The sequence below is a fragment of the Pedobacter sp. B4419 genome (assembly GCF_059693725.1).
Map to the genome: position 1 here is coordinate 1,066,464 of NZ_JCASSL010000001.1, position 25,541 is coordinate 1,092,004.

The following is a 25,541-nucleotide window of genomic DNA, read 5'->3' on the forward strand; positions in this document are numbered from 1 at the left end:
GAGATTGATTAAACATTAAAAGAAAGAAAATAGCGTAATAAACCCATCATAGACTTGCAAATTTCATGACGGCTTTATTACTACCGAAAAACAATACAACAAAAAATGAAAATTATACAAGCAGTACATTCAGACGATTTTAAAACCTATCAGACCGAAAAAATCAGAGAACGGTTTTTATTGGATGGATTAAAGGAAAGAGACAAAGCGAATTTTGTGTATTCGCACTACGACAGAATGGTAACTGGCTTAATCACGCCAGAAAAGCAAACCGTAGCCTTGGGCAATTACGAAATTTTGCGTGCCGAATTCTTTTTAGAAAGAAGAGAAATGGGCATCATTAACGTAGGTGGCGAAGGTACAATCACTGCTGATGGCCATACCTACAGCATGTCTAAATTGGACGGTTTGTATTTGGGCAAAGGCGTAAAAGAAGTAAGTTTCGCCAGCAAAGATGCCAGCAATCCGGCAGTGTACTACATTTTGTCGGCTCCGGCACATGCTAGTCATCCCACCACTTATGTACAGAACAAAGAAGTTTTCTCGGCAAAATTAGGTGCTGTAGAAACGGCAAACGAGCGTACAATTATGCGTTACATCCATAAAGATGGCATCCAAAGCTGTCAATTGGTAATGGGATTGACCATTCTTTCTACGGGAAGTATTTGGAACACCATTCCGCCACATACGCACGATCGCAGGATGGAGGTCTATTTCTATTTTGATGTTGATGACGATCACCGCGTTTTTCATTACATGGGCGAGCCACAAGAAACCCGCCACATCATCGTGGCCAACCACGAAGCCGTGTTATCGCCAACTTGGAGCATCCATGCAGGCAGCGGCACAAAGAACTACAGTTTTATTTGGGGCATGGCCGGAGAGAACCTCGACTATGCAGATATGGACACAATAGCAGTAAAAGATATTAAATAATGGAACAATCATTTTCTTTAAAAGATAAAGTAATTATAGTAACCGGCGGTACCGGTATTTTAGGTAATTCATTCGTAAACGCCATTGTTGAAGCAGGTGGTATTGTTGGTATTTTAGGCAGAAACGAAGCCGTTGCCAATGAAAGAGCCGATGCCATTAACAAAAACGGGGGTAAAGCCATTGCTTTGGTGGCCGATGCCATGGACGAAGCCCAATTGATCGCCGCCAGGGAAAAAGTATTGGCAGCTTTTGGCAAGATTGACGGCTTAGTGAATGCGGCAGGTGGCAATATGCCTGATGGCGTGCTCCAGCCAGATGAAAACATTTTTGAAATGAAAATGGACGGTATGAAAAAAGTGCTCGACCTGAACCTTTGGGGTACATTAATTCCAACACAAGTATTTGGTCAAGCCATTGCCGAAACTGGAAAAGGCAGTATCGTTAACATTTCTTCCATGAACTCTAAAAAGGCCGTAACCAAAGTGTTGGGCTATAACATGGGCAAGGCTGCGGTTGATTGCTATACCCAATGGTTTGCCGTTGAATTGGCTAACCGTTATGGCGATAAAATCAGAATGAATGCCCTGGCGCCAGGTTTTTTCCTAACTGAACAAAACCGTAACCTGTTAACAACGCCAGACGGCTATACTTCACGTGGCGAGTCGGTAATTAGACAAACCCCGTTCAAACGTTTTGGAGATCCAGACGAATTAAAAGGCGCATTGGTTTGGCTATTGAGCGATGCTTCGCAATTTGTAACCGGAGCCATGATCTGCGTAGATGGAGGCTTTTCGATTTTCAGTGGGGTTTAATTAAACGTCATTGCGATGCGCGCTACACAAAAGTTTACCCATGGTAGACAGGCCATCTCAAGATAAATTCCAGCCATTAACCATGAAACATGGATTATCGGCCAAAAAATTAACAAACAACCCACTAATATGAAACTTATATGGTGTTGCGAACCAAATTAAGGAACCTAACTTAGAAAAATTATAACCACAGCGTGAAAAACTTTTTAGACGATAATTTTTTATTGCAGACCCAAACGGCACAAACCCTTTACCACGAGTTTGCCAAGCAGATGCCTATAATCGATTATCACAACCACTTAATGCCCGATCAAATTGCCGAAGACAAAAACTTTGAGAACATCACCCAGGTTTGGCTTTATGGCGATCATTATAAATGGCGTGCCATGCGTGCCAATGGCATAAACGAGCATTACATTACAGGTGGAGCTTCAGATTTTGAGAAATTCGAAAAATGGGCAGAAACAGTTCCTTATACCCTAAGAAATCCTTTGTACCATTGGACACACTTGGAGCTGCAGCGCTATTTTGGCATTAAAGAAACGCTGTCATCGGCCAATGCCAAAAAAATATACGACGAGTGCAATGCAAAGCTGCAAACCAAGGAATATAGCGTGCAAGGCTTATTGCGCATGATGAACGTAAAGACCCTTTGCACTACCGATGATCCTCTAGATACTTTGGAGTATCACCAACAGATCAAAAACAGCAATTGCGATATCCAGGTGTTGCCTGCATTTAGGCCAGATAAAGCCATGAATGCAGATGATGTAGCCGGACTGAACAATTACATTGATAAGTTGGCCAACATCAGCGGGAAGGAAATTGCTGATTACGACAGCTACTTGGCCGCTTTAAAAGCTCGTCATGATTATTTTGCCAGTAACGGTGCCTCTGTTTCAGACCACGGTTTGGAGCAGATTTACGCTGAAGATTATACGGAAGAAGAAGTAAGGGCAATTTTTCTTAAAATTAGGAAAAACGAAAATTTAACTGCCGAAGAAAACCTAAAATTCAAGTCGGCCTTGTTGTTCAGCTTTGCTTTATGGGATCATGAAAAAGGCTGGGTGCAGCAATATCATTTGGGTGCTTTGCGCAATAACAATAACCGTTTGCTTACCGCATTGGGTCCAGATACAGGCTTCGATTCGATCGGCGATTTTGTTCAAGGCAAACAATTGTCTAAATTCCTCAATAAATTGGATTCGGGCAATACCTTGGCCAAAACCATTTTGTACAATTTAAATCCGGCAGATAACGAATTAATGGCAACCATGATTGGGAACTATAATGATGGTACTGTGGCAGGAAAAGTGCAATGGGGTTCGGCATGGTGGTTTTTAGATCAAAAAGATGGAATGACCAAGCAGCTGAATACGCTTTCTAACATGGGCCTGCTGAGCCGTTTTGTAGGCATGCTTACCGATTCGAGAAGTTTTCTGTCCTATCCACGCCACGAATATTTCAGACGTATTTTATGCGACTTGTTTGGTACAGACGTAGAAAACGGTGAATTGCCAAATGATAAAGCGTGGTTGGGAGAAGTAATCCAAGCCATCTGTTATACTAACGCTAAAACCTATTTTAACTTTTAATATGGGAAAGGTACTGAGCTTTGGAGAGTTGTTGCTGCGTATTTGTCCTGATGGTGACGGCGAATGGCTAAAGGAAAATAAGCTGCCTTTTTATGTAGGTGGGGCCGAGCTGAATGTGGCCACTGCACTCGCTTTGTGGCAAGTGCCGTCTGCTTATTTTACGGCTTTGCCAGAAAATTTCATGTCGGAGCAGCTGATTGGCTATATGCAGAACTGCAACATAGACACCTCAGCCATTTACCATGGTGGCGATAGGATAGGCCTTTATTACCTGCCAAAGGGGAAAGACCTTAAAAATGCTGGTGTGATTTACGATCGGGCCAATTCGGCCTTTGCCATGCTTCAAACTGGAACCATCGATTGGGACAAAGTTCTGGATGGCGTCAGCTGGTTTCATTTCAGTACCATTTGTCCGGCCTTGAGCCAGGCAGCAGCCGATGTTTGCTTAGAAGCCGTTAAAGCAGTTAGCGAACGGAACATCAAAATTTCTATCGATCTGAATTTTCGTGCCAAATTATGGCAGTATGGTAAACAACCTGCAGAAATTGTACCTGAATTGGCTCAATATGCCGATCTGATCATGGGCAATATCTGGGCAGCCAACAAAATGCTCAACATCAGTCTGCCGGCTGGGATAGAAAATGCCGATAAGGAAACTTTGTTGGCGCAGGCCGAAAGAACTTCGCTAGAAATTACATTGAACTATCCAAAATGCCAATCGGTAGCCAATACCTTTCGTTTTGATTACTTAAAAGGCATCCAATATTACACTACCTTATACACCAATGAAGAGCTGTTCGTTTCTAATGAATATAAAGCAGAAGAGATACGAGATAAGGTAGGCAGTGGCGATTGCTACATGGCCGGTTTGATCTATGGTTTTTATCATCATCACCAAGCCCAAGCTATTGTCGATTTTGCAACAGCCGCCGCTTTTAACAAATTGTTCATTTTGAGCGATTGCACCACGGCAACTGTAGAAAAAATTAAAGAAACCCAAGCACAACATCAAGCACTATAACATCATGAAAAATAAAGAAGCTGCTATACAGGCCATCAAAACCCAGGGATTATTGCCCCTCTTTTATTATGAAGATGCTGAGATAAGCTTAGAGATTATCCGTACCCTGTACCGTGCTGGTGTAAGAGTTTTCGAATATACAAATAGGGGCGAGGCTGCGCTAGCGAACTTCAAGTTCATTAAAAAAGCATTGCAAACCGAGATGCAGGATTTATTCCTGGGCATTGGAACGATTAAAAACACTGCCGAACTCAATGCATTTTTAGCAGTTGATGCTGATTTTGTAGTTTGTCCGGTAGTCGATTTGGAAGTAGGCAAACTCGTTCATGAAGCTGGCAAGCTATGGATTCCAGGTTGCATGAGTCCTACCGAAATTAATTTGGCCCACCAAAATCAGGCAGGGATCATCAAGTTGTTTCCAGCCAATATTTTAGGGCCTAGCTATCTTTCATCCATCAAAGAATTATTCCAAGGACAATTATTTGTACCCACAGGTGGGGTAGAGATTGAAGAAAACAACATCGATAGCTGGTTTAAAGCAGGGGTTTGTGCCGTAGGCATGGGCAGCAAACTGGTCAGCAAGCAAATTCTTGAAAATAAAGATTACGAAACACTTTTCTCGCTAACTACAAAAACACTGGAAATCGTGAATAAAGTAAAACCTTAAACGTGTAACAACAGCAACCGTTGGTGTTCTTCACCAACGGATAGATAAATACCACAATTGGCTTGCTGGTGAAGAACACCAGCAAGTGCTTGAAAAAACAATAGCCATCATTGGGGTTCTTCACCAACGATTAAGCAACTAAAAAACTTAAAAACACAAATCAACCAACATAAACCAAATCAAATGAACCAAGTTAAAATCGGCAATTACAGATGGACCATTTGCGCCCTCCTGTTTTTTGCTACAACCGTAAACTACTTAGACCGACAGGTATTAAGTTTATTAAAGCCAACCTTAGAAGAACAATTTGGCTGGTCTAACAGCGACTATGCTGATATAGCTGCTGTATTTCAGTTTACTTATGCCATCGCCATGCTGTTTGCAGGCCGATTTGTAGATAAATTAGGAACCAAGTGGGGCTATGGTATTGCCATTATTGTATGGTCTATCGGTGCCATTATCCATGCCTATGCCATTACCATTGGTGGCAGTTTGGCTTCTTTGCTTACCACATTGGGTTTAACTGCGGTTCCGGTTTCTATTCTAGGTTTTATGTTTTCAAGGGCTGTTTTGGCCATTGGCGAAGCTGGTAATTTTCCAGCTGCCATTAAAGCCACAGCCGAGTACCATCCCAAAAAAGAACGCTCTTTAGCTACTGGTATTTTTAACTCTGGTGCAAATGTGGGTGCTATTTTGGCCCCGATTTCCGTGCCATGGATCGCATCGCACTGGGGCTGGGAAACTGCCTTTGAAATTATCGGGGCGATTGGCTTCTTGTGGTTGTTCTTTTGGCTGATTTTTTATGAAAGCCCAGAAAAGCAAAAACGTTTAAGTGCGGGAGAGCTGGCTTACATCAACAGTGATGAAGACCAAGTGGTTGATACGAGTAAACAAGAAAAAGTGTCTTGGTTCAAATTGTTGGGCTATAAACAAACTTGGTCTTTTACCATTGGCAAATTTATGACCGATGGCGTTTGGTGGTTTTTCCTGTTTTGGTTGCCAGGCTATTTGAAAGATCAATATGGCATGAAAGGACCAGATATTACCATCCCTTTGGCTGTATTATACAGCATGACTATGGTAGGCAGTATCGGTGGCGGCTGGTTTCCTAAATATTTTGTCAATAAGGGCTATAGCGTTTACGAAGGCAGGATGAAAGCCATGCTTATGATTGCTATTTTTCCTCTAGTGGTTTTATTGGCGCAGCCTTTGGGCCATTATTCGTATTGGATTCCAGTCGTGCTAATTGGTGTTGGCGCTTCGGCACATCAGGCATGGTCGGCCAATATATTCACCACCGTTTCAGATATGTTTCCTAAAAAAGCCATTGGTTCTGTAGTTGGTATTGGCGGTATGGCTGGTGGCATGGGTGGCGTATTGGTTACCAAAATTGGTGGCTGGATTTTCGATAACTATGCACATAAAGGAATTGACGAATCTTTTGCCAAGTTTAAGGCATTGGGCAACGGCGATTTTGTAAACCAAATCAGCTCTATGAGTTTGTTGAGCAAATATGGCGATAAGGTAAATTTAGCTACAATGGAGCTCAGTAAATTACCGGCAGAAGTGGCAGACAAGGTAAAGGCAATCAATCCAGCATTGTTCGATCAGCTATTGGCCATACAAAAGCCTTTGGTACAGTCGAATATGACTATTGGTTATACCATTATGTTTGCTTTTTGTGCCGTGGCCTATTTATTGGCCTGGTCTATCATGAAATCACTAGTTCCGAAATATAAAGTAATCAACGATTTATAAACCATGAGTTTTAAAGAACAACTAGACAACCTTTTCCTCACGGAAGAGGAGATACCTAGTGCTTTCAAGTTAGAAGCAGAGGTTAATCAGCGGGAGTACCTTTCCAATGGCCAAATGTTGCCCTGGAATGGCGAAGTACACACAGTTTTGTCGCCAGTATGCGTAAAAACGGCTAATGGTTTAGAGCGAAAGGTAATTGGTACCTATCCGCTATGCGAGGCGGCAGAAGCTTCGGCCGCGCTTGAAGCAGCTGTTAAAGCCTATGACAATGGCCGTGGCGAATGGCCAACAATGGGCGTTGCACATCGCATTGAGCACGTGGAGAAATTTACGCACCAGATTATCGAGAAAAAGCAGGAAGTAGTGAAACTGCTCATGTGGGAAATCGGAAAAACCTATGCCGATTCGGTAAAAGAATTCGACCGTACCATCGAGTATATCCACGCCACCATCGATGCTTTGAAAGATTTGGATCGCCAGTCTTCTGGCTTTACCATGGAGCAGGGCATTGTAGCGCAGATCCGTCGCTCGCCATTGGGCGTGGTGTTGTGCATGGGCCCTTTCAACTATCCATTAAACGAAACTTTTACCACCCTAATTCCTGCCCTGATCATGGGCAATACCATTTTATTCAAACCACCTAAACATGGAACTTTATTGTTTTATCCATTGTTAGAGGCATTTAAAAATTGTTTCCCAAAAGGTGTAGTGAATACCATTTATGGCCGTGGCAATAAAATTATTCCCGGACTAATGGAATCGGGCAAAATCAATGTGCTTACCTTGATCGGTTCTAGCAAGGTAGCCAATGAGTTAAAGAAAATGCACCCCAAAGTAAATCGTTTGCGTGCAATTTTAGGTTTGGATGCAAAAAATGCGGCAATTATTACGGCAAAGGCCGATTTAAAACTGGCCGTACAGGAAACTGTTTTAGGTTCGCTTTCTTTTAACGGCCAAAGATGTACAGCCTTGAAGATCATTTTTGTGCACCGCAGTTTGGCCGATCAATTTTTAGAAGAATTAACTGCTGCAGTAGCCAAGCTCAAATTTGGTATGCCTTGGCAGGAAGGCGTATCGCTTACGCCACTTCCTGAACCACATAAGCCAGCTTATTTGAAGGAATGTTTGGATGATGCGATTTCGAAAGGCGCAAAAATCATTAACGAAAACGGTGGTGCGACCAACGAATCGTTTGTGTATCCGGCAATCGTTTATCCGGTTAATGCCCAAATGAAATTGTACACCGAAGAACAGTTTGGTCCGGTAGTGCCCGTAGTGCCATTTGATGACCTGGAAGAAACGATCGAATACCTGATTGAATCTACACACGGACAGCAGGTAAGCATCTTTAGTAATGATGATCATGAAGTGGCCGCTTTGATCGATCCTTTGGTAAATCAGGTGAGCAGAGTGAACATCAATTGCCAGTGTCAACGTGGTCCAGACGTGTTTCCTTTTACCGGAAGAAAGGACAGTGCAGAGGGAACTTTGTCGGTTGTTGACGCTTTGCGCTCTTTTTCTATCCGCTCTTTGGTAGCCACTAAGCTAAACGAGAACAATAAACACCTTTTAAACGAAATAATTGACAGCAATAGCTCAAATTTTTTAAGCACAAAATACCTGTTCTAAGGCTTGAAAGGGCATTTTAGTTATAGATTAAGTATCATTTGTGTCACATTTACACTATAATTAAAAAAAGTATGTTTAAACTTTCTTTTTTAAGTAAATGTCGTTATATTTGGGCTTACCCTTTCGGGGGTATGTTTTTCATAGGTAGATGTAGGGTCAGAAATTTATTTCTGGCCCTTTTTTGTTTTTAAGCTTCGTATCTTTGGCTACGTATGAGTCAAAATAAAAAAATTGTCGTTGCCGTTACCGGAGCCAGTGGTGCCATTTATGCCAAACTCTTATTAGATAATTTAGTTAAGCTTTCCGATCAGATCGAAAAAGTAGGAGTGGTGATGTCTGATAATGCCAAAGAAGTATGGCGTTTTGAGCTGGGCAATTCGAGCTACGACAATTATCCTTTTACCTTCTATCCCAAAATGGATTTCAATGCACCTTTTGCTTCGGGTTCTGCCAAATTCGATACCATGATCATTGCTCCTTGTTCTATGGGTACTTTGGGCCGTATCGCCCATGGCATTTCCAACGATTTGATTTCTCGTGCAGCCGATGTGATTTTAAAGGAAAGAAGAAAACTGATTGCGGTAGTGCGCGATACGCCTTTTAGCCTCATTCATATCAATAACCTCAAAGCTGTAACTGAGGCTGGGGGCATCATTTGTCCGGCAAATCCCTCATTTTACAGCCTGCCTAAAACCATCGAAGAACTGGCCCAAACCGTAATCGACCGCGTAATCGACCTCGCCGGATTGGAGCAGCAAAGCTATAGGTGGAACGACTAAGGATGAAAAATGTAAGAGGGGAAATGGAATGATAAATCGTCATTGCGATCCCGTTTTTTGTGGGAATAATCAATCTCTTCTAATAAGTCCCAATTCTCATTAAACAATATAAAAATCTTTTAACCCTCAATGAAAACAACATTACTTTCCTTTATTCTTTTTTTCTGTAGTTTATTGATTACAAACAAAACGTTGGCCCAAAAAGACTATATCATTACGCTTACCGGTGATACCGTAAAGGGAAAAATTAAAAAATCGCTTTTCGGAGGATTAAAATTTAAGGCAGATGGAAAATCTGAAAATTCGGATTTAGATGCCAAAAGCTTAAAAGAGTATTTCAATTCAAAAGATAGTACTTATTATGTTTCGCTAACCATAGCAAAACAAACTCGCCCCGAATTTCTCGAACTGTTAGAAAATGGAAAAATCAAACTTTTTAAGTACATCGTTACCTACCCAGGAACAATGCGTCCGGGAGGCGTAATGAGTGGGGGTGGAAGTACTGTTACTTGGTACGCCAGCAAAGACAATGGGGAATTATTGGAAATAAAAACAAGCGCATTGTTAAGTGGCTCAAGAGAGGAAAGAGAAAAAAACTTCGATAGCCTGATCGAGAGTTATCCAGAGTTGCTGGAAGATTTTAAAAAAGAAAAAAGCTTCAGTTTTGATATGCTGCGAGCCTACATCAAAAAATACAATTACTATTTTAAACATTTGAAGAGTTAACTTGATAGCCTTATTAGCCTGTGTAAGGTAGGCTGTCAAATCTCTCGATAAAAATTGTCATCCAGAGCGAAGCGAAGGATCTAATTAAGAAAGTATCCCAAAAGAGATTCCTCGTGCCTTGGAATGACAACTCTATTAATAAACTAATCAGCCAATGAACAGTATTAGAATTGTTATCTAGCTGTCAAACCACGCAACGCCTAAGCCCAAACGCCCAACTTCTTAGCTAAAATTGCTATCTTTGCAAATTCAATGAAAAAGGTCGCATTTTATACGCTTGGCTGTAAGCTGAATTTCTCCGAAACATCAAGTATCGGTCGGTTATTTACCGATGCGGGCTACAGTGTGGTAGAATTTACCGACGCTGCCGATGTATATGTGATCAATACCTGCTCTGTTACCGATCACGCCGACAAAAAATGTCGGAAAGTGGTAAAAGAAGCCCTCAAATATGCGCCCAACGCCTATATCACTATTGTAGGTTGTTATGCCCAGTTAAAACCACAGGAAATTGCGGAAATTGAAGGCGTGGATATGGTTTTGGGTGCTGCAGAGAAATTTAGGATCGTAGAATTCATTACCGATCTTACCAAAAACCCAAAAGCGGTTGTTCATCAACAGCATATCGAAAAGGTAAATCATAATTTCATTGCGGCTTATTCTATTGGTGATCGGACACGTACCTTCCTAAAAGTTCAGGATGGCTGCGATTACCCTTGTACTTATTGCACCATTCCTTTGGCACGCGGAGGCAGCAGGAGCGATACCATCGAAAACGTAGTAAACCGTGCACAGCAAATCGCACAAAGTGGCGTAAAAGAAATTGTGCTTACCGGTGTTAATTTGGGCGATTTTGGCATTAGGGAAGGCAAAAGACAAGACAAGTTTTTCGATTTGGTAAAAGCTTTAGATGAAGTAGAAGGCATCGAGCGTATTCGTATTTCTTCTATCGAGCCTAACCTGCTCAGCAACGAAATTATTGAGTTTGTGGCTACCTCTAAACGTTTTGTGCCACATTTCCATATTCCGCTGCAATCTGGTTCCAACAAAATTTTGGGACTGATGAAAAGGCGTTACCAACGTGAGCTCTATACCGAAAGGGTAGCAAAAATTAAAGAGGTGATGCCCAATTGCTGTATCGGTGTAGATGTGATTGTAGGCTTTCCTGGCGAAACACAAGAAGATTTTCTGGATACTTATCAGTTCTTAAACGAATTGGATATCTCTTACCTGCACGTATTCACTTATTCGGAACGCGAACAAACCGAAGCTGCCACGATGAAAGGCAAAGTAGCCGGCAGTACCCGTTTCGAACGCAATAAAATGTTGCATATCCTTTCAGACAAAAAAAGAAGAGCATTTTACGAATCCCAAATTGGTGAAATTGGACAGGTTCTTTTCGAAGATGATCAGAAAAATGGCTACATGCATGGTTTTACCAAAAACTATGTGAAAGTAAGGGCTAAATACGATCCGATTATGGTAAACGAATTGAAAAACGTAAAACTGCTCAACATCTCTGCCGATGGCGAAGTAGAAGTAGCCGAAATCGAAACGTTGGTGCACAGCCACTAGCAATCAAACCAAACCACCGACTTCTCACTTTCTGCCAAAACCTATCAAAAGAGATTACTTCTTCGCTTTGCTTATCGCAATGTCGATTTTATGGTTCGGATCTTTGATTCCCGACTTCTGTCTTTCCGACTTCCCGACTAAAAACTAGCAACTTTTTCCTATCTTCGCCTAAACTACATTTGATATATGTTTCCAACCGTTTCGCATTTTTTATCTGATCTTTTTGGCATCAATGTGCCTCTTCCATTTAATACTTTTGGCGTTTTTGTAGCACTGGCTTTTGTGGCCGCCTATTGGGCTTTTACCAAAGAACTGAAAAGAAAAGAAGCGTTGGGACTTATCCACCCTGTTAAAAAAAGGGTGACCATCGGCAAGCCTGCATCGGCTGCAGAATTGATTACAAACGGTATTTTTGGGTTTATCATTGGCTATAAAGTACTTTACGCCATCCTTAATTATAAACTATTCGTAGACGACCAGCAAGGTGTGCTCATTTCTACCAAAGGCAATTTATGGGGTGGCCTCATCTTGGCCGCCGTATTCGTATACTGGGCATATCGAGAAAAGGAAGCCGCGAAATTGCCACAGCCAAAAGAAGTTGATGTAACCGTACACCCGCACGAGCTCATGAGCAATATGGTGGTTTGGGCTGCCGTATGGGGTTTCTTAGGGGCTAAGATTTTTGATAACCTGGAGCATTGGGATACTTTTATCCAAGATCCATTGGGTGGATTGTTCGCCTTTACTGGCTTAACCTTTTATGGAGGCTTAATCTGCGGTGGTGCAGCTGTATTGTATATTGCCCGCAAAAACGGAATCAAGCCTTTGCATATGCTTGATGTTGGCGGACCCGGCATGATGCTGGCCTATAGTGTTGGCCGTATTGGTTGCCATTTAGCTGGCGATGGCGATTGGGGCATTGTAAATCTAAATCCAAAACCTTTTACTTGGCTGCCAGATTGGTTATGGGCCTATACTTATCCAAATAACGTGGCCAGAGAAGGCGAACCTATTGCCGGTTGCGTGGGCAGGTATTGCAATGAATTGGCCAATCCGGTTTATCCTACGCCTATTTACGAAGTAATATTGGCCTTCCTTATCTTCTTGTTCCTTTGGAGGATCAGAAAACAGATCAAATCGCCGGGAATGATGTTCGGAATTTATTTGATGTTAACTGGTGTAGAGCGTTTCTTTATCGAATTGATCCGTGTAAACTCTAAATATGTGGTAGCCGGAGTCCCATTTACCCAGGCTGAATTGATTTCTTCACTATTGTTTATTGGTGGATTGGCGCTCGTTGTTTATTCGAATAAAAACAAAGAGAAACTAAAAAACTACTAACATGAATTACGAATTATTATGCTCGAAGGTAATAGCGGTTACCCGCTTAACGGGTAATTTTATTCGTAAGGAAGCGATGTCTTTCGACGCCAAGTCTATCGAATATAAAGGCTTGAATGACCTGGTTTCTTATGTAGACAAAAATGCGGAGAAACAGATTGTTAAAAACCTGACCAAGATCTTGCCCGAAGCTGGATTTATTACCGAAGAAGAAACTGAAAACAGCAAGGGCCAAACCTATACCTGGATTATCGATCCTTTAGATGGAACTACCAATTTTATTCATGGCATACCAACCTATTCGATCAGTATTGCACTTTATGAAGATGACAAGCCGGTAATTGGTGTAGTTTACGAAATCAATAGGGGAGAGATGTTTTCGGCTTATAAAGGTGGTGGAGCTTATTTGAACAATAAACCTATCCACGTTTCTCAGAACAACAATCTTTCTAAATGTCTGTTGGCTACCGGATTTCCCTATTACCAATTTGACAAACAGCCTCAATACATCCAGTTATTTACTGAAATGATGCAGAAATGCCATGGCCTGAGAAGGATTGGTTCTGCCGCGGTCGATTTGGCTTACGTAGCGTGTGGTCGTTTTGATGCCTATTTTGAGTATAACCTTAACTCTTATGATGTAGCTGCCGGCGCTTTTATCGTGCAGCAAGCCGGAGGAACAATCCTGAATTTTTCGGGCGGAGAGGAAATTTTCGAAACCCGGGAAGTATTGGCTACCAACGGCCAGGTTACCGAAGAAATACTGAGCACAATCAAGAAGTACTTCTGATTTTAATCCAATCCAATCAATATGAAAAAGCCGATTAGCATTTTAATTCCGCTCTTGATTGGCTTTGTTTTTTTTGCCCATAGCCAGCAAAAGATATTTAACCATTCTGAAGATAATTGGCAATATACCTACCCATTTGGAGATAAAAGCTATGTGTTAGCTGTTGAGCATTATGATGATGGGAACGAACAAAACATCAACATTTACTTTGGCAGGAAAGAAGGAAAAACCGAAGTTGTTTATTGGAAAGAAACCCAAAACTCTACCAAATCCAAAAGAGACTTTAAATATGTCGATTATAACAATGATGGCATAAAAGACCTGACTTTTTTTGTAAGAAGCGGTGTGCGTGGTGGCAATTCTTACCAGTTGCTCTATCTGATCGACCCCAAAAAACATACGCTCACCAAAGTGAAAGGCTTCGAAGAAGAAATTCCTAATCCTACTTATAACCAAAAGTATAAGATAATTGTGGGCTATGGTTTGGCAGGAGAGAATTATTATAGCCTTTATCGTATCAATAAAGCCAATAAAGTATACCAAATAGGGAAGTCTTTTGAAGATACAGAAGACCTGGACTTAGATGCAAAAATCAAGAAAACCCTGAAACAGAAGCAATAAAAAAGGCCCTAAATGGGCCTTGTATTTTTTTAAATTGTTTTAACAATTATTTTTAAAGTGCTTCAGAAACTACTTCTTTAACTTCAGGGACCATGCGTTGCAATAAATTTTGGATACCCGATTTCAAAGTAATGGTTGATGACGGGCAACCGCTGCAAGAACCTCTCAATTCTACAGTTACTACGCCCTCGTCAAAAGATTTATAGCTAATTGCACCGCCGTCTTGCTCTACTGCCGGACGAACATAATCGTGCAGGATTTGTTGGATCTTCACCTCGATGTCGCTGCCTTCAAAATTTGGCGCTTCTTCTGCGGTATTTTCTTTGATCTTCAGTTCTGCCTCAACCGCACCTTTTACAAATTCCTTCAAAATGGCTTCGATATCACTCCAATCCGCATCTTCGGTTTTGGTAATGGTCACAAAGTTGCTTGCAAAAAACACGCCGTTTACAAAATTAAACTTGAACAGTTCTTTTGCAAAAGGAGAGTGTTCGGCGCTTTCTTTTGTCGCAAAATCCTCGCTGCCATTAATCAAAAGCTTATTCACCATAAACTTCATGGTAGCCGGGTTAGGCGTCTGTTCTGTATATACGTTGATCGTCATTGTCTGTGAATTTAGATTACAAAAATAAATCAAATCCAGTTAGACTGTTGTCTGATTTAGGTCAATTTAAGCAAATTGAATTGATTAACAAAGAAATCGTCTATCCTTCGCCTTCAACCTTCTGCCTTTTACCTTAAAATATTCCAGTATAATTGAATGGCGTAATCTGTTTCAACTCGGCTTTAATAGCATCGTTTACATCCAACTCATCAATAAAAACGGCCATGGTTTCGGCAGTAATTTTCTGGTTGGTCCTGGTCAATGCTTTCAGCGCTTCGTATGGATTTGGATAAGCCTCTCTTCTTAAAACGGTTTGAATGGCTTCGGCAACAACCGCCCAATTGTTTTCCAGATCGGCAGCAATGGCTTCGTTGTTCAATATGATTTTGTTCAATCCTTTTAGGGTAGAACTGATCGCAATGATGGTATGTGCCATTGGTACACCCATATTTCTCAATACAGTCGAATCTGTCAAGTCTCTTTGCAAGCGAGAAATAGGCAGTTTGGCAGCGAAAAATTCGAACAAGGCATTGGCAACACCGGCATTTCCTTCGGCATTTTCAAAATCTATCGGATTTACCTTGTGTGGCATAGCTGATGAGCCTACTTCGCCAGCTTTGATCTTTTGCTTGAAGTAGTTTTTAGAAATATAAGCCCAAATATCGCGGTCTAAATCGATGATGATGTTGTTGATGCGCTTTAAGGCATCGCATTGTGCGGCAAACTGATCGTAATGCTCGATCTGTGTGGTGTACTGTGCACGGTTCAAACCTAAGATCTGATTAACGAAGTTGTTTGAAAAATCAACCCAATTGGTTTGAGGGTAGGCAATATGGTGTGCATTAAAGTTTCCCGTTGCGCCACCAAACTTCGCGCTGTGCGGAATGGCTTTCAGGCTATTGAGCTGTACATTTAACCGCTCTGCAAAAACCATAAATTCTTTGCCCAATTTGGTAGGCGAGGCTGGCTGTCCGTGGGTATGCGCCAATAACGGCACATCGGCCCATTCTTTGGCCAAGTCGCTTATTTTTTGGATCAGTTCGGTTAATGCAGGGAAATAAGCTTCATCCAAGGCTACTTTAAAACTATAAGGAATAGCGGTATTGTTTACATCCTGAGAAGTTAAGCCGAAATGGATAAATTCTTTATAGGCTTGCAGGCCAAGTTCATCAAATTTGGTTTTAATGAAATACTCTACTGCTTTTACATCATGGTTGGTAATGCTTTCGGTGTCTTTAACCACTTGGGCATCTACATCGGTAAATTGCTCGTGAATGCTGCGCAATTTTGAAAAAAGTGAAGCATCAAATTGCTCTAAGCCTGGAATTTTGGCTTCGCATAAGGCTATAAAATATTCGATCTCAACAAAAATTCGATATTTGATCAGGGCAGATTCAGAAAAATAAGCGGCTAGCTTGTCGGTTGTTTTTCTATAACGCCCATCAATTGGAGAGATGGCCTGGAGCGGAGATAAATTCATACTGATTTGGAAAATTGATACAGCCGCAAAGGTAGCATTTATCAGGCATTTATGATAGGCTGATGCGCTAAAAAATGCCTAGAATCAAAAAAGCCCTGGAAATTTTCCAAGGCTTTTTTATAATTTTCGCTATTGACTAGTGTTTAGCTTCTGCTTTAGCTGTATCAACTGCTGCTTTAGCTGAATCTACTGCTGCTTTAGCTGTATCAACTGCTGCTTTAGCTGAATCTACTGCCATGTTAGCTGAATCGATTTTAGCTGAATCTGCTGCGTCTGCTTTTTTCTCAGAGTTACAAGCTACAACTGATAAAGATAATGCTAGAGCTAAAAAGCCAAATTTGAATAAGTTTTTCATTTTAATTTTCTGTTTAAATAATTAATTAATTTTACATGTTAATACCGCAAAGGTAAAAAGGTAACCCGGCAAATGTAAAAAAAAGTTAAAATTATTTTTTTTCTGCGCTTTTCGCTGAATCAACAGGGGTTTTTAATGAATCTATTTTGGCAGAATCTACTTTTGGCGAGTCGATCTTTGTACTGTCGACAGGAGATTTTTCTCCATCTACAGGTTTGGTTTTTTCCCAGCAGGCGGTTAACGATACAGTGATAGCCAAGGCTAAAAAGCCGAATTTAAATAAATTTTTCATGTTGTTTTCGTTTAAATGATGAATAGGTTTTTGTCATTAATGCACGAAATTTTAAAAGGTGACCCCGAATTTTTTTTTATTTTTTTTATAGGTTACCATTGCCACAATTTGGTATTAAAGCTTGACGTTGTTCTGTTGTAGGCCAAGCGAAATTGATAAGAAAACCGTCATGAAAAGCCTATTTGAAAATTATTAAATGAATTTTAAATAGCCGCTAGGGACAAAAAATATTTTTTTTGGCTATCATTGGGTTACCATTCACGTTTAAATGTATTAATTGGTGAGTATTAAGTTAAGCAGTTCAGTTCCAACAGATAGAGAAGTAGTATTAGGTATACTCAATAACTCAGAAGAAGCCTTAAATAAGTTGTATGTAGCCTATTTTCCGATGGTGCTGCAATTTATTTTGAATAACAATGGTGACGAAGACGATGCGAAAGACGTGTATCAGGAGGCCATCATTGTATTATATAATAAAATAAAAACCGGCAACTTTGAGCTGAGCAGCAAGTTAAAGACCTATTTGTATTCGGTAAGCCGACGCATCTGGTTAAAAAAACTGACGCAGCAAAGCAAAAAGACTAATAACATCGCCGATTTTGAAGATGTACTGGCCATAGAGGACGACGTAGAGCAGCATGAGCAAAAAGACTTGCAGTTCGACAAGATGAAAGTGGCCTTAGAGAGTTTGGGAGAACCCTGCAAAACGATTATCCAGGATTTTTATATCCATAATCTGTCCATGCAGGATATCTGTGAAAAATTTGGCTACACCAATACAGATAATGCCAAAACACAGAAGTATAAATGTTTGCAACGATTAAAAAAGTTGTTTTTTCAACCATAATACACAATGAGAAACGAGATAGAATTAGAATCGATTATTGAAGATTACCTTAACGGCAAATTAACCGCCGAAGAGCGTAATGCCTTTGAGCAACTGAGAAGCAATGACCCCATTGTTGACCATAAAGTTGTTGCCCATAAGGTATTTTTGGATTCGATGAAGCAGTACGCGAATGTTTTGTTATTGAAAGAACAAATGGATGCCGCACACGCGCAAATTGATGTAGCAGCCATTAGCGAGAAAGTGAAACCTCATCCTTCAAGAATTGTAAGGATGTGGCGCAACAACAGATCAGCTATTGCGGTTGCCGCATCATTCCTGATTTTGGCTAGTATTGTAATTCTTGGACAAAGAAAACAAGACGGCAGTTTTGAAGCAATGAGCAGAGATGTGTCTCAAATCAAAGCTTCACAAAGCAATCTTATAAAAGATATTGCTAATGTTAAAGGCCGTAAGCAAAATGTAACACCCGCCAAATCTGGAGGTACCGGCTTTGCTATCTCTAGTAATGGTTACATTTTAACCAATTACCATGTAATTAAAGGCGCTGATTCGATTTATATCCAAAACAGCAAAGGTATTTCATTTAAAGCCAAAGCATATTATACAGATCCTATCAATGACATTGCTATTTTAAAAATAAGCGATAATTCTTTCAGAAACCTAGGTGCTTTACCATATAGTATAAAAAAGACTAGTACAGCCGTTGGAGAAATGGTGTATACCTTGGGCTATCCTAAAGACGATATTGTATTGGGCAATGGATATGTAAGTTCTAAAACAGGAATTGACGGCGATAGTTTGGCTTATCAAGTAGCCATTTCGGTAAACCCGGGCAACAGCGGGGGGCCTTTATTAGACAATAAGGGAAATATTGTTGGGGTAATCAACGGCAGAGAAGACAAAATAGAAGGCGCGGCATTCGCAGTAAAATCTAAATACATTATGGAAGCCTTAAACTCAATTCCTCAGGATTCTTTGAGCAAAAGAGTAGCTTATGGCAAAAAGAGCTCATTGCAAGGGTTGGAACGTGATAGACAAGTAGCGAAAGTCCAAGATTATGTTTTCATGATTAAAGGATATTAACAATCCCAAAATATTAAAATTTGAAAACCCCGAAACTTTAAGTAGTTTTCGGGGTTTTGTTTTTATTCTCACTGCGTCATTCTAAACCCCGATTCAGGGTCTCTTTCGAGATGAGGTACTGGATCAGGTCCAACATGACGTTTTAAATGAGCGTTTAGGCCGATTAATATTAGTAATTATGGAATTTGGAAGAGTTGCCGAAGAGGCAATCAATACGATAGATTTTACCTTGCCACCCGATGGCGAACAAACTCGTTTAACCTTTGCAAAGCTCAAACCAGTTGCCGATCCTCAGTTTTATGTAGGCTGTGCCAAATGGGGCCGAAAGGAATGGAAAGAACTCATCTATCCTAAAAAAACGAAAGAAGCCGATTTTCTAGGCGAATATGTCAAGCATTTCAATTCCATAGAGTTGAATGCTGTTTTTTATAGCATCCCCAAAGAAGAACAGATCTTAAAATGGACGGAACAGGTAAAAGCCAATACGGATGCCGATTTTATGTTCTGCCCCAAATTTTCTCGTACCATTACCCATATCAAGCGCTTAAAAGATACCGATTATCTCACCGACGAGTACATCAAGGCCATTAGTGCCTTTGGCCAATATTTAGGCCCTTGCTTTTTACAGGTCAGCGATAATTTCGGACCAAATAACATTGAGGTTTTGGCCAACTACCTAGAAAAGCTGCCTAAAGATTTAAAAGTATTCATTGAGGTAAGGCATCCCGATTGGTTTAAAGGCGGAGCTAGAAAAGAACTATTTAGTCTGTTGGCCAAATTAAACAAAGGGGCAGCCATTACCGATGCCAGTGGCCGAAGAGACTGTTTGCACATGGAATTGCCTACGCCAAATGCTTTTGTCCGATTTGTAGGCAATGGTGGCAAATATCTCGATTCGGATAAGGCTAGGGTAGATGAATGGGTAAAGAGACTAAAGAGCTGGCTAGACCAGGGCTTAGAAAATATCTATTTCTTTTTGCACCAGCATGATGAAGCCGATACCCCTTTGATAGCAGATTACACCATTCAGGAATTTAACAAACACTTAAAAAGCAGCCTGCCCCGCATAAAATTTATTACACAACAAGGAGGATTGTTTTAATTCAGTTTAGTAACTTCACTGCATACAATTAATTTTTTAACCTAAAAACCAGAACCATGAGTTTAAGAATTGGAGATACGGCGCCGAACTTTAAAGCTATAACTTCTATCGGCGAGATAGACTTTTATGATTATTTGGGCGATAGTTGGGGCGTGCTGTTTTCGCATCCGGCAGATTACACGCCGGTTTGTACTACGGAACTGGGCCGAACCGCTTCCCTCAAATCTGAATTTGATAAAAGAAACGTAAAAGTTTTGGCATTGAGCGTTGATTCGGCCGAATCGCACCAGGGCTGGATCAAAGACATTAACGAAACCCAAAATACAACGGTAGATTTTCCAATCATTGCCGATCAGGACAAGAAAATTGCCGATGCCTATGATATGATCCACCCTAATGCCTCTGAAACAATGACGGTACGATCACTGTTTGTGATCTCACCCGATAAAAAAGTGAAACTGATGATTACCTATCCGGCCTCTACCGGAAGGAATTTTACAGAGGTGCTCAGGGTTATCGATTCATTGCAGCTAACCGCCCAATATAGTGTTGCTACACCTGCTGATTGGAAAGACGGGGAGGACGTAATTGTAATGAACAGCATCAAAACCGAGGATATTCCAGCGAAATTTCCGAAGGGCCATCAGGTAATTAAGCCTTATTTGCGTACTACGCCACAACCTAATAAGTAATTTTCAAATAATATTTCTTTTTGAATTTTTTGTAATTAACTTTAATTCTGTAACTATTTAATAATCATCTTATACAATTACACAATTTTTATGAGTACCGGAAAAGTAAAGTGGTTTAATACCCAAAAAGGTTATGGATTTATCATCTATGACGGCAACAAAGAAATTTTTGTTCACTTTAAAGATGTTGTGGGGGGAATAGATGCGATTAAAGAGAATGATGAGGTAGAATTTGAAACCGCTGAAGGCAAAAAAGGTTTACAAGCTGTAAACGTTAAAAAAGCCTAGTCTGGTCTAAAAATTTTTTACATAGAAAAGCCTCCCGACTTCACGTCCGGAGGCTTTTGCTTTTAGCTCAAGCTGCTTGTAAATCGGGTTTCGTAATCTTTAAGTTGCTGTTTGAGCGTTTTATTCAGGTTGATTTGCTTGTGGTCTTCTGTGAGCTTGTCTAAGCTTTGCAATACATACATGCCTCGTCTAATATCATTGATAAAGGCCTGTTGTTCTTCTGGTTTTAGCGAAAGGATGTATTCAAATTCCTGTGCCAAGAAACTGGTGGTTTCTTTTGCTATTTTGTTAGCCTGTTCGCTATTGTTAACCATATAAAGATTTTGCACCAAAGAAACCTTGTTCAGGGTATCCATGATGGTAAAGTTTTGAAGAGGCAGCTCTTTTACACTTTTATTGATCACCTCTTTGGCTTGGGCAATACTATTTTCGCGTATTAAATTTGCGCTTAAGGTATTGGCATAAGACCAAGTGCCTTGCAAAACACGTCTGCTTTCTGGATCGATATATTTTGCCTTTTTAAAGCCGCTTAGCTCGAAGTTTTTATAATGCTTATAGGCTAATGCATTATTGGTTTGCTCTGTTTTGTCGGCATTAGGGTCGGTATTAGGCTTTAAGGGCAATAGGCGATAGGCATAGCCTTCCATGTACATGTATTTGTCTAAACCGATGTAGGTATCGTCAGAAACTGATGTAGCAAAATAGATGGGTCTTTTCCATTGGTTATGCACGATGATATCGAACATGGCCAAATCGCTTTTCAAAACATAGTTTTTCTTGAATTCCCATTCCATTTGTGGCGCAATTTTATCTTTATCGGCCAATGCCACGGTTTTGGTTGCTAAAATTTGGGCAGGATCTATTTTCAGTTTTAGCTTTTGCGTAGGCAGAAAATTTTCATAGCTGCCATCGTTCATCTGAATTTTGTCTTCTTGGCTATCCGAAGTAAGTATCGCTACCAAATCGCTCAGTTCAACACTGTCTTTAAGACCGTAATCCACATAAGGCAGGTAATCTCTTACGCCTTCTTTGTATTGGCTGTGCACCATGCTAATGGGCAGCGGGGCAGAGAGATTCTGTTGTTTTTTCATTTGGTCTAAAAAGGCATCAGATCCTAAAAACTGTAGACAAATCACCCTTACATCTGTGCGAATGCCTTCTACTTCTTGCGCATACCAAAGCGGATAGGTATCATTATCGGCATTGGTAAACAAAATGGCGTTGGGCTCGCAACTGTTCAAATAGTTTTTAGCCATATCCAAAGCCGTAGTTTTTCCGCTTCGGTTATGATCGTCCCAGCCTCTGGCGGCCATTAATACAGGTACGGCAATCATACAAATCGTACTCGCCAAGGCCAGACTTACCTTGCTGGAAGCTAAGCGGGCCAGCATATCTTTGACGGCCAATACACCAATGCCAATTAAAATGGCGAAGGCATAAAACGAACCCACATAGGCATAATCACGTTCGCGCACCTGCAAAGGATCTTGGTTGATGTAAAGGATAATGGCCAATCCTGTACAGAAAAACAGCAAAGCTACTACTAAACCATCCTTCTTGTTTTTTCTGTAGAGATAAACAATGCCCAACAAACCCAATATTAAAGGCAGGCCATAAAATAAGTTGTAACCAGCATTTGCGGTAATACTGGCGGGCAGTTTGTCCTGATTCCCTAAATGCAGGGCATCAATAGGTTTAATGCCACTGAGCCAATTTCCTTGGTGGATAGCGCCTTGTCCCTGTTCATCGTTTTGGCGGCCAACAAAGTTCCAAGAAAAATAGCGCCAGTACATGAAACCCATTTGGTAACTGTTCATAAAGCTGAGGTTCTGCCAAAACGTTGGTGTTTGTCCATCGGGAAGGCCCATCCAACTTTGGTAAAAGCTCACATGGCTTGGCTTATCGCTATAGGTACGGGGCAAGAGCGTATTTTTGTCATAAACCCTTTTATAGGTTTTTCCGCTTTCCTCGTATGTTCTATCGCCCTTTCTGTAGGTAACACCGGTTTCCTTGGTGTCAACAGGTTTTGAATTAAAAAATTGGCCATAGAGGAGCGGTTTATCTTCATATTGTTGCCTGCTTAAATAGCTGAACAACGAAACCGGGGTATCGGGATTGGAAAGATTAATATCTGTTTTGGCATTGGCGCGAATGATGATCATAAAGTAAGAGCAAAATCCGAATACCACAAAAGCCAGGCTCAACAAGCTCAGGTTAAGTTTGTAGAAGCCTTTTTTAATACTGTAATAAATGCCATAGCCCAAAACAAAGGCAAATAGGGCCAGAAAAAAGAGGGCACCTGAACCAAAGCTCATGCCAAAACTGTTCACGAATAAGAGGTCGAATTTAGAGGCGAACAATACAAAATATTGGATAACTCCAAACTGAACTATCCCTAAAATAACGCAACCAATAAGAAAAGCTTTAGTAACACCCCAAAAAGTTGGATTTTCTTGTTTCCTGAAGTAATAAACCAAACTGATTGCTGGAATGGCCAGCAAGCTTAACAAGTGAATACCGATGGAAAGACCGATCATATAAGCGATAAATAGGATCCATCTGTCGTTCATTTGCTGTTCCCATTTCAATATGGCCCAAAAAACGATGGCTGTGCAGAGTGTTGAAATGGCATAAACTTCGGCTTCTACTGCCGAAAACCAAAACGTATCAGAAAATGCATAAGCTAATGCGCCAATGGCACCTGCTGCAATAATGCTCCATCTTTGGGTAGCTTTAAGCTCTTCAGTGCCTTTTCTCACGATTTTTAAGGCAATGGCATTGATACTCCAAAACAAAAACATCACAGTCGCGGCACTTGATAACACGGAAACAAAATTTACCCAGTAAGCTATTTTACCCAAATCGCCAGTGGCAAATAGAGAAAACAACCTGCCGATCATTAAAAATAGAGGTGCGCCAGGCTGATGGCCAACTTGAAGCTTGAAAGAAGCAGCGATAAATTCGCCACAATCCCAAAAGCTTACGGTAGGCTCCATGCAAAGCCAATAGGCAATAACAGCAATTGTTAAGATCACAAAACCTGCAATGTTATTGATTCGTTCGAATTTCTTCATGAGTTGAGTTTAAGGTTTAATCAAAAATACCCTATCAATAAGAGCCAGCTTGTTAAAGGAATGTTAAAAAGTGTTAAAATAAGGTGGAGGGTAGGATGGAAGAGGTTAGATGGAAGATGGAATAGGTGAGATGGAATAGGGAGGATGCGTCTACCTACACGTCATCCAAAAAATTGTTATCCAGAACGAACTAAGGATATGCATCGAGTTAGATTCCTCGTAGCCTCGGAATGACAAATTGCGCCAACGAACGAATGATTAATGGGCTAATGAACAAATGAACTTTAGTAATGTTGCAAAATCTTCGCCTGAATGGCCCAATTCCCATCACCGTTCTGCGTAAAAATGATAAAATCGTCGTGGCTAGGTTTGATTTTGTATTTTTTGACCAGGTTTTCGGCCTTTTCTGGGAAATTTCTTACGATGACATTCCCTGTTAGGCTTTTTTCTTTTTTAAGCTCGTTTAAAGTGAGCCAAGTTTCGATCTTAAATATTCTACCAGGGAATTCTGACAGAAACAAATCGTTACTGTACAACTGGCTATGTTGATGCAGTTTATGCAAGCCAAATCGAGCGCCAATTAAGTTAAAGGCGCCACTTTTAAGCAAAGCTACATCAGGCTCATATAAATAAACTGGTGGTCTACGGCTGGCAATTGCTACTGGGTTATTGATTTCCCCTAATTGAAAAGAAAAGGTTTTTTGCTCATCGTTCAAGGTGCTGCAAATCACCTGGGGCTCGCCATCAAAGTCTTTGTCTATCACCCAAAGCAGTTCCTTGCACTCGTTTTTTACGCTTACGATATGGATTTCGCTTACATTTTTCAATTCAGAAAGTCCTGCACTGATATCGAGCAGGGGAGCCGTTTTTATGACAACACGATTGGCCTTTGACAACAATAAATCAAGATGTTCGGTTACATCTGGCGTGCAATCCTTTAACCTGAATACCTTATTGCTTTGGCTGCGCCTAGCCGGATCTAGGTATATGGTATCAAATTGTTGCGCTGTGTTTTTAAGGAATTCAATTCCATCAACAGCTAGAAATTCAATATTGTTTATGCCTAAGGCTTGCGCATTATGCGCGGTGATAGCAGAGAGTTCTGGGTTGATTTCGCAACTGTAAACCTTGGCCATCTGCTTTGCAAAATAGAAACTGTCTACTCCAAAACCTGCAGTAAGGTCTAGCAAGATATTGCCTTTTGCCAAGTTTGCCTTATATTTTGCCGTGTTTTCAGAAGAACATTGCTCAATTGACAGCAACGGCGGATAATAGATGCCCGTCTGCGCAAACCAAGTAGGCAGTTTATGCGTGGCTTTTTTCTTTGCTGCAATTTGTCCCGCCAGCTCTGCCGAACTAATTCCATTAAAAGGAGATTTCAGTAACGCCACTTTGCCCGCATCTGCATGCAAGTTTTGGTTGATGTAATCCTGAACCTCGTTATTCAATAGCTGTTCGTTCATCTTATTGC

24 protein-coding genes are annotated in these 25,541 nt (G+C 40.8%); 18 read left to right on the forward strand and 6 right to left on the reverse strand.

Annotated elements, in window-relative coordinates:
• Positions 1-105 precede the first annotated feature (105 nt).
• The 13 genes from kduI to AC570H_RS04365 all read left to right on the forward strand — a co-directional run bounded on the left by kduI (position 106) and on the right by AC570H_RS04365 (position 14,250).
• Complete coding sequence (gene kduI / locus AC570H_RS04305) at positions 106-936, forward strand: 5-dehydro-4-deoxy-D-glucuronate isomerase (protein ID WP_497352062.1); 831 nt, start codon at positions 106-108, stop codon at positions 934-936.
• The gene (locus AC570H_RS04310) at positions 936-1,748 is read left to right on the forward strand and encodes an SDR family oxidoreductase (RefSeq protein WP_497352064.1); all 813 of its coding nucleotides are present in this window, start codon (positions 936-938) and stop codon (positions 1,746-1,748) included. Before kduI ends, AC570H_RS04310 begins: the two co-directional genes overlap by 1 nt.
• Before the next feature lie 194 nt (positions 1,749-1,942).
• The gene (gene uxaC / locus AC570H_RS04315) at positions 1,943-3,343 is read left to right on the forward strand and encodes a glucuronate isomerase (RefSeq protein ID WP_497352066.1); all 1,401 of its coding nucleotides are present in this window, start codon (positions 1,943-1,945) and stop codon (positions 3,341-3,343) included.
• Between the two features lies 1 nt (position 3,344).
• Positions 3,345-4,364 (forward strand): PfkB family carbohydrate kinase, encoded by a 1,020-nt coding sequence (locus AC570H_RS04320; protein ID WP_497352068.1) that lies wholly within the window; start codon positions 3,345-3,347, stop codon positions 4,362-4,364.
• 4 nt (positions 4,365-4,368) lie between these two features.
• Entirely contained in the window at positions 4,369-5,031 is a 663-nt protein-coding gene (locus AC570H_RS04325; RefSeq protein WP_497352070.1) for a beta/alpha barrel domain-containing protein, read from the forward strand.
• Between the two features lie 183 nt (positions 5,032-5,214).
• Positions 5,215-6,789 carry an MFS transporter gene (locus tag AC570H_RS04330; protein ID WP_497352072.1) on the forward strand — a complete coding sequence of 525 codons (1,575 nt, stop codon included), beginning with the start codon at positions 5,215-5,217 and terminating at the stop codon, positions 6,787-6,789.
• Positions 6,790-6,792: 3 nt separating this feature from the next.
• A complete protein-coding gene (locus AC570H_RS04335) occupies positions 6,793-8,418 on the forward strand; it encodes an NADP-dependent glyceraldehyde-3-phosphate dehydrogenase (RefSeq protein WP_497352074.1) in 1,626 nt (541 codons plus the stop codon).
• A 212-nt stretch (positions 8,419-8,630) separates the two neighbouring features.
• A complete protein-coding gene (locus tag AC570H_RS04340) occupies positions 8,631-9,197 on the forward strand; it encodes a UbiX family flavin prenyltransferase (protein WP_497352076.1) in 567 nt (188 codons plus the stop codon).
• Positions 9,198-9,326: 129 nt separating this feature from the next.
• Complete coding sequence (locus AC570H_RS04345; protein WP_497352078.1) at positions 9,327-9,923, forward strand: hypothetical protein; 597 nt, start codon at positions 9,327-9,329, stop codon at positions 9,921-9,923.
• Between the two features lie 252 nt (positions 9,924-10,175).
• Complete coding sequence (gene mtaB / locus AC570H_RS04350; protein WP_497352080.1) at positions 10,176-11,498, forward strand: tRNA (N(6)-L-threonylcarbamoyladenosine(37)-C(2))-methylthiotransferase MtaB; 1,323 nt, start codon at positions 10,176-10,178, stop codon at positions 11,496-11,498.
• Between the two features lie 186 nt (positions 11,499-11,684).
• Positions 11,685-12,839 (forward strand): prolipoprotein diacylglyceryl transferase, encoded by a 1,155-nt coding sequence (locus tag AC570H_RS04355; protein ID WP_497352082.1) that lies wholly within the window; start codon positions 11,685-11,687, stop codon positions 12,837-12,839.
• Between the two features lies 1 nt (position 12,840).
• A complete protein-coding gene (locus AC570H_RS04360) occupies positions 12,841-13,629 on the forward strand; it encodes an inositol monophosphatase family protein (RefSeq protein ID WP_497352084.1) in 789 nt (262 codons plus the stop codon).
• A gap of 21 nt (positions 13,630-13,650) precedes the next feature.
• Positions 13,651-14,250 (forward strand): XAC2610-related protein, encoded by a 600-nt coding sequence (locus AC570H_RS04365; RefSeq protein ID WP_497352086.1) that lies wholly within the window; start codon positions 13,651-13,653, stop codon positions 14,248-14,250.
• Positions 14,251-14,302: 52 nt separating this feature from the next.
• Here the strand turns inward: AC570H_RS04365 and AC570H_RS04370 are convergent, their stop codons facing one another.
• From AC570H_RS04370 to AC570H_RS04385, 4 genes are all read right to left on the reverse strand, one after another.
• The gene (locus AC570H_RS04370) at positions 14,303-14,854 is read right to left on the reverse strand and encodes a NifU family protein (RefSeq protein WP_497352088.1); all 552 of its coding nucleotides are present in this window, start codon (positions 14,852-14,854) and stop codon (positions 14,303-14,305) included.
• 133 nt (positions 14,855-14,987) lie between these two features.
• Complete coding sequence (gene purB / locus AC570H_RS04375; protein ID WP_497352090.1) at positions 14,988-16,334, reverse strand: adenylosuccinate lyase; 1,347 nt, start codon at positions 16,332-16,334, stop codon at positions 14,988-14,990.
• A 136-nt stretch (positions 16,335-16,470) separates the two neighbouring features.
• Positions 16,471-16,689: a hypothetical protein gene (locus tag AC570H_RS04380; RefSeq protein WP_497352092.1), complete on the reverse strand. Its 219-nt coding sequence runs from the start codon at positions 16,687-16,689 to the stop codon at positions 16,471-16,473.
• 91 nt (positions 16,690-16,780) lie between these two features.
• Entirely contained in the window at positions 16,781-16,981 is a 201-nt protein-coding gene (locus AC570H_RS04385) for a hypothetical protein (RefSeq protein WP_497352094.1), read from the reverse strand.
• Positions 16,982-17,261: 280 nt separating this feature from the next.
• Here AC570H_RS04385 and AC570H_RS04390 point away from each other — a divergent pair, with 280 nt between their 5' ends.
• From AC570H_RS04390 to AC570H_RS04410, 5 genes are all read left to right on the forward strand, one after another.
• Entirely contained in the window at positions 17,262-17,828 is a 567-nt protein-coding gene (locus AC570H_RS04390) for an RNA polymerase sigma factor (protein ID WP_497352096.1), read from the forward strand.
• A 6-nt stretch (positions 17,829-17,834) separates the two neighbouring features.
• Positions 17,835-18,914 carry a S1C family serine protease gene (locus AC570H_RS04395; protein WP_497352098.1) on the forward strand — a complete coding sequence of 360 codons (1,080 nt, stop codon included), beginning with the start codon at positions 17,835-17,837 and terminating at the stop codon, positions 18,912-18,914.
• A gap of 178 nt (positions 18,915-19,092) precedes the next feature.
• Positions 19,093-20,016, forward strand: a complete 924-nt coding sequence (locus AC570H_RS04400) for a DUF72 domain-containing protein (protein WP_497352100.1) — start codon at positions 19,093-19,095, stop codon at positions 20,014-20,016.
• Between the two features lie 56 nt (positions 20,017-20,072).
• Positions 20,073-20,708, forward strand: a complete 636-nt coding sequence (locus AC570H_RS04405) for a peroxiredoxin (RefSeq protein ID WP_497352102.1) — start codon at positions 20,073-20,075, stop codon at positions 20,706-20,708.
• A 90-nt stretch (positions 20,709-20,798) separates the two neighbouring features.
• Positions 20,799-20,996 carry a cold-shock protein gene (locus AC570H_RS04410; protein ID WP_497352104.1) on the forward strand — a complete coding sequence of 66 codons (198 nt, stop codon included), beginning with the start codon at positions 20,799-20,801 and terminating at the stop codon, positions 20,994-20,996.
• 62 nt (positions 20,997-21,058) lie between these two features.
• On the opposite strand, the gene AC570H_RS04415 is transcribed toward AC570H_RS04410, so the two are convergent.
• Together AC570H_RS04415 and AC570H_RS04420 are read right to left on the reverse strand one after the other, a co-directional pair.
• Positions 21,059-24,070, reverse strand: a complete 3,012-nt coding sequence (locus AC570H_RS04415) for a glycosyltransferase family 117 protein (RefSeq protein WP_497352106.1) — start codon at positions 24,068-24,070, stop codon at positions 21,059-21,061.
• A 284-nt stretch (positions 24,071-24,354) separates the two neighbouring features.
• Positions 24,355-25,533: a THUMP-like domain-containing protein gene (locus AC570H_RS04420; RefSeq protein WP_497352108.1), complete on the reverse strand. Its 1,179-nt coding sequence runs from the start codon at positions 25,531-25,533 to the stop codon at positions 24,355-24,357.
• Between the last annotated feature and the right edge of the window lie 8 nt (positions 25,534-25,541).

Excerpts from the sequence above, each read along its gene's own strand:
- AC570H_RS04320 (WP_497352068.1), top strand. The coding sequence starts at position 3,345 with ATGGGAAAGGTACTGAGCTTTGGAGAGTTGTTGCTGCGTATTTGTCCT.
- AC570H_RS04310 (WP_497352064.1), top strand. The coding sequence starts at position 936 with ATGGAACAATCATTTTCTTTAAAAGATAAAGTAATTATAGTAACCGGC.
- AC570H_RS04385 (WP_497352094.1), bottom strand. The coding sequence starts at position 16,981 with ATGAAAAATTTATTTAAATTCGGCTTTTTAGCCTTGGCTATCACTGTA.
- kduI (WP_497352062.1), top strand. The coding sequence starts at position 106 with ATGAAAATTATACAAGCAGTACATTCAGACGATTTTAAAACCTATCAG.
- AC570H_RS04360 (WP_497352084.1), top strand. The coding sequence starts at position 12,841 with ATGAATTACGAATTATTATGCTCGAAGGTAATAGCGGTTACCCGCTTA.
- AC570H_RS04330 (WP_497352072.1), top strand. The coding sequence starts at position 5,215 with ATGAACCAAGTTAAAATCGGCAATTACAGATGGACCATTTGCGCCCTC.
- AC570H_RS04420 (WP_497352108.1), bottom strand. The coding sequence starts at position 25,533 with ATGAACGAACAGCTATTGAATAACGAGGTTCAGGATTACATCAACCAA.
- AC570H_RS04345 (WP_497352078.1), top strand. The coding sequence starts at position 9,327 with ATGAAAACAACATTACTTTCCTTTATTCTTTTTTTCTGTAGTTTATTG.
- AC570H_RS04410 (WP_497352104.1), top strand. The coding sequence starts at position 20,799 with ATGAGTACCGGAAAAGTAAAGTGGTTTAATACCCAAAAAGGTTATGGA.
- purB (WP_497352090.1), bottom strand. The coding sequence starts at position 16,334 with ATGAATTTATCTCCGCTCCAGGCCATCTCTCCAATTGATGGGCGTTAT.
- AC570H_RS04395 (WP_497352098.1), top strand. The coding sequence starts at position 17,835 with ATGAGAAACGAGATAGAATTAGAATCGATTATTGAAGATTACCTTAAC.
- mtaB (WP_497352080.1), top strand. The coding sequence starts at position 10,176 with ATGAAAAAGGTCGCATTTTATACGCTTGGCTGTAAGCTGAATTTCTCC.
- AC570H_RS04380 (WP_497352092.1), bottom strand. The coding sequence starts at position 16,689 with ATGAAAAACTTATTCAAATTTGGCTTTTTAGCTCTAGCATTATCTTTA.
- AC570H_RS04325 (WP_497352070.1), top strand. The coding sequence starts at position 4,369 with ATGAAAAATAAAGAAGCTGCTATACAGGCCATCAAAACCCAGGGATTA.
- AC570H_RS04405 (WP_497352102.1), top strand. The coding sequence starts at position 20,073 with ATGAGTTTAAGAATTGGAGATACGGCGCCGAACTTTAAAGCTATAACT.
- AC570H_RS04365 (WP_497352086.1), top strand. The coding sequence starts at position 13,651 with ATGAAAAAGCCGATTAGCATTTTAATTCCGCTCTTGATTGGCTTTGTT.
- AC570H_RS04370 (WP_497352088.1), bottom strand. The coding sequence starts at position 14,854 with ATGACGATCAACGTATATACAGAACAGACGCCTAACCCGGCTACCATG.
- AC570H_RS04355 (WP_497352082.1), top strand. The coding sequence starts at position 11,685 with ATGTTTCCAACCGTTTCGCATTTTTTATCTGATCTTTTTGGCATCAAT.
- AC570H_RS04340 (WP_497352076.1), top strand. The coding sequence starts at position 8,631 with ATGAGTCAAAATAAAAAAATTGTCGTTGCCGTTACCGGAGCCAGTGGT.
- AC570H_RS04335 (WP_497352074.1), top strand. The coding sequence starts at position 6,793 with ATGAGTTTTAAAGAACAACTAGACAACCTTTTCCTCACGGAAGAGGAG.
- AC570H_RS04415 (WP_497352106.1), bottom strand. The coding sequence starts at position 24,070 with ATGAAGAAATTCGAACGAATCAATAACATTGCAGGTTTTGTGATCTTA.
- AC570H_RS04400 (WP_497352100.1), top strand. The coding sequence starts at position 19,093 with ATGGAATTTGGAAGAGTTGCCGAAGAGGCAATCAATACGATAGATTTT.